This window comes from Rhizobacter sp. (genome assembly GCF_035702065.1).
Lineage (GTDB): Bacteria > Pseudomonadota > Gammaproteobacteria > Burkholderiales > Burkholderiaceae_C > Rhizobacter.
In genome coordinates this window covers 1-3,722 of the sequence record NZ_DASSRA010000398.1, presented here as the reverse complement: position 1 = coordinate 3,722, position 3,722 = coordinate 1, and the positions used below count along the sequence as shown (strand labels likewise).

Annotated in this window: 1 protein-coding gene; it reads right to left on the bottom strand. The window is 66.5% G+C overall.

Annotated features, from left to right (window positions below; all coding sequences use genetic code 11):
- Positions 1-360 precede the first annotated feature (360 nt).
- On the bottom strand, positions 361-2,919 hold the full coding sequence (locus VFL64_RS17465) for a GspE/PulE family protein (protein WP_489541654.1): 2,559 nt from the start codon (positions 2,917-2,919) through the stop codon (positions 361-363).
- Between the last annotated feature and the right edge of the window lie 803 nt (positions 2,920-3,722).

The following is a 3,722-nucleotide window of genomic DNA, read 5'->3' as shown; positions in this document are numbered from 1 at the left end:
CTATTCGTCGGTGTTGCTTCCACGGAATGTCGATAGCGCGGCAGCCCACTGCGCAACCTGCGTTGTTGCATTCGCAGTTCCCCCTTGGGGCTTCTGCGCTAGCACGATCGACAGCTTCGGGGCGACGAGTTCAGCGCGGCGGATGTTGCTGATGGGTCGATCTCCGACGGCCGCCAGCGATCATTGAAGGTCTGCAACCAGTCAAGGCGCTCGCCCGTATTGGCCGCTCGATCACTCCGGCTGGCCAACGTGGACCAGCCCCTCGGGATGGGATGAGCCAGCGAACCGGCCGAGTCGCCCGCCTGAACCCAGCCAACCCGCCGAGCTCCGGTGCGCCTTGTGCAGGCCGGCGAGGGCCGGCTACACGTTGCTGGTGGCCCGCACTTCCGCGAGGCTGGTCACGCCCTGCAGCACCTTCTCGATGCCGTCTTGCCGCAGCGTGCGCATGCCTTCCAGCATGGCGGTGCGCTGCAGCTCCTCGGCGCGTGCGCCGGTCTGGATCAGGCGGCGCAGTTCGCGCGAGACCACCATCAGCTCATGCAGCCCGGCGCGGCCGCGGTGGCCGGTCTGGCCGCAGTGCTCGCAGCCGGGGCTGTGGTGCATGCGCAGCTTGCCCTCCACGCCGTGGCGCTCCAGCCAGCCGCCGCGCACGCTGTCGCGGTTGAAGTCGGGGTGATCGCTCGGGCACACGTGCAGGTAGTCGTCGAGCAGCTCGTTCACCTCGTCGTCGGTTGCCAGGCGCGCCTGGCGGCAGTGGTTGCACAGGCGGCGCACCAGGCGCTGCGCCAGCACGCACAAGAGTGAGTCGGCGAAGTTGAACGGGTCCAGGCCCATGTCGATCAGGCGGGTGACGGTCTCGGGCGCGCTGTTGGTGTGCAGCGTGCTGAGCACCAGGTGGCCGGTGAGAGAAGCCTCCACGCCCATCTGCGCGGTCTCTTCGTCGCGCATTTCGCCGACCATGATCACGTCCGGGTCGGCGCGCAGGAAGGCGCGCAGCGCCTTGGCGAAGGTCCAGTCGATCTTGGGGTTGACCTGCACCTGGCGCAGGCCGGGCTGGGTGATTTCCACCGGGTCTTCGGCGGTCCAGATCTTGCGCTCGGGCACGTTGATGTGGCTCAGCGCCGAGTGCAGCGTGGTCGTCTTGCCCGAGCCGGTGGGGCCCACGCACAGCACCAGGCCGTAGGGGCGCTCCATCGCCTCCTTCAGGTACTTGAGGTTGTACGGAGACAAGCCCAGGTTGTCGACCGGGATGGGCTTGGCCGAGGCCAGGATGCGCAGCACCACGTCTTCCAGGCCGTTGTTGGTCGGGATGGTGGCCACGCGCAGCTCGATCTTGTGCTGCGGCGAGTACTTGGCGAAGTTGATCTTGCCGTCTTGCGGCTTGCGGCGCTCGGAGATGTCGAGGTCGCACATGATCTTGATGCGCGCGATCACCGCGTTGCGGTAGTTGGGCGGCAGCTCCAGGTGGGTGCGCAGCAGGCCATCCTTGCGGAAGCGCACCTTGATCTTGTCGCGCCCCGGGTAGCTCTCGATGTGGATGTCGGACACGCCTTCCTTGTGCGCGTCGATGATCAGGTTGTTGATCAGCTTGACGAGCGAGTTGTCCGACTGCTCGATCTGGCGCTCGTCTTCGAATGAGGAGCTGGCGCTGGCGTCTTCCTTCTCCAGCGTCTCGACCAGCTTGTCGGTGTCGTGCAGCTCGAACGGAATGGGCTCGGCCGCATTCACCGCCACGAAGCGCTGCAGGCTGGCTGCGCCGATCTTCTCGTAGGCCTTGAACAGCACGTCTTCCAGGCTGCTGCACTGGGCCAGCACCGGCACGCACTTCATCTGCGTGATGAACTCGACTTCGTCGACCACGGAACGCCGGCGCACCGGGTCGTCGAGCGCGATGACCAGGCGGCCCTCGCGGATCATCAGCGGCATCACCTGCACGCGCACCGCCACCGCGTAGGGCAGCTTCTTGATGGCCTCGTCTTCGACCGGGAAGGCCTCCAGGTTCACCAGCGGGTAGCCCATCTTGCGGGCCAGCGCGGTCTGCAGGTCTTCGCGCGAAACGATGCCCATCTTCACCAGCAGCTCGCCCAGCGGCACGGTGCGGTCCTGCTGCTGCTGCGCGAGCGCTTCCTGCAGCTGCTCCTGGCTCACCATGCCGAGCGATGTGAGCGCTTCGCCGATGCGCACCATGGGCATCTTGGCCTGCTTCTCGATGGCGGCGAGCAGTTGTTCGGGCGTGACCACCTGGCGCTCGACGAGGATGTCGCCGAGCTTCTGGTCGCGCATCTGCTTTTGCACGTCGGCGGCTTTCTCCACCTGCTGCGGCGTCGCCGCCTTCTGCTCGATCAGCAGTTCGCCGATGCGCGGGCCGATCTCGTAGGTCTTGTAGCTGCTGCGCGGCACGAACAGGCGCTGCACGCTGCCTTTGTCGTCCACGGGCGGGAAGAGGAACAGGCCGTGGGCGTTCTCCACGTGGCCGATGGTGGTGCCGTCCATCTGCGAGCCGTCGGGCAGCACCACGCGGTAGCTGCTGCGCGGGCGCTGCTCCAGCATCAGTGCGTGCTTCTCGTGCGTGATGAGGGTGGTGCTCACGGGCTTGAGCGGCTCCATCACGCGCAGTGAACGGAACTGGCTGAAGCGCAGCGGCATGGTGGTGCGTGCCGGCGGCACCTGCACGTGGGCCACCAGGTCGTCGGGCACGAAAAAGATCAGCCGGCCGGCGACGGCCTTGCCGTTGATGCCGACGAATTCACAGCCCTGCGCCTGGCTCTGCTCCTCGGCATCGGGGTAGGACGCGAAGGGCGGCGTGGGCCAGCGGAAGGCGGCGTGACGGGTCTTCTTCTCCACCGGGTCGACACGCGGCAACGTGGCCGGGGCGTCGGTGGCGAAGTCCATGTTCACGAAGTCGGAGAGGTCGGACATGATCTTTCTCTGGGCGCGGGTGGGCCGCGCACGCGTGGGGGCGGTGGGGCGATGGTAGGAAGTGGGGGAGGGGTTGATGCCGGGAAATGGAAGGGTTTGGGTGGTCAGTTCCAGGGGGATGCCTGGTGGGCTTGGGGATGTGAGGTAGTTCGCAGGTTGCACGCCACCTTCCGTTCGGGCTGAGCCCTCTTCGCGCGTCACCACCTGCTCGCACACCGCAGCCCGCTCAGGCTGAGGTATCGAAGCCCCGTGCTGCTTCTCGCTAGTCTTGTTCACTGCGTGAGGCCGCTGCCGGGATATGCGCCCGGCGGCGCACCTTCTTTTCTTTGCTTGCCCAAAGAAAAGAAGGCAAAAGAAAGGGCACCCCGTTCGCCGGTCGGCCTAGGGCCGACTGCTCTGCGCTGCTCGGTCTTTGTGGGTCGGGCAGAACTCGCTACGCGGCCTGCGGCCGCTGCGCTCAGACAGCTGCCCGAAGTCAGAGGACGGAGCGCGCCGACGCGCGCGCCCACAAAGCCCTGCGCTGCTCGACGGCTCTCAAGGGCCCCAAGAGAAGGCTCGCCTTCGGCTTCGTGTCCCGGCTCGCTTCGCTTTGCCGCGATCAAGCCGAAGCGAAGCGAGGCGAGACGAGGCGTAGTGCTGTCGCAGCAGATGTGCGGCCCATCCTGTGGCATGGCGAGGACAGGCCGAGGAGACTCGAAGCCACGCAGTTCGGCCAAATGAAGAGCGCCTTTGCTTTGGTTACTTTCATTTGGCGCGACAAATGAAAGTGACCCGCCCGCCGGGGCGGACTCCCGGCGCACCCG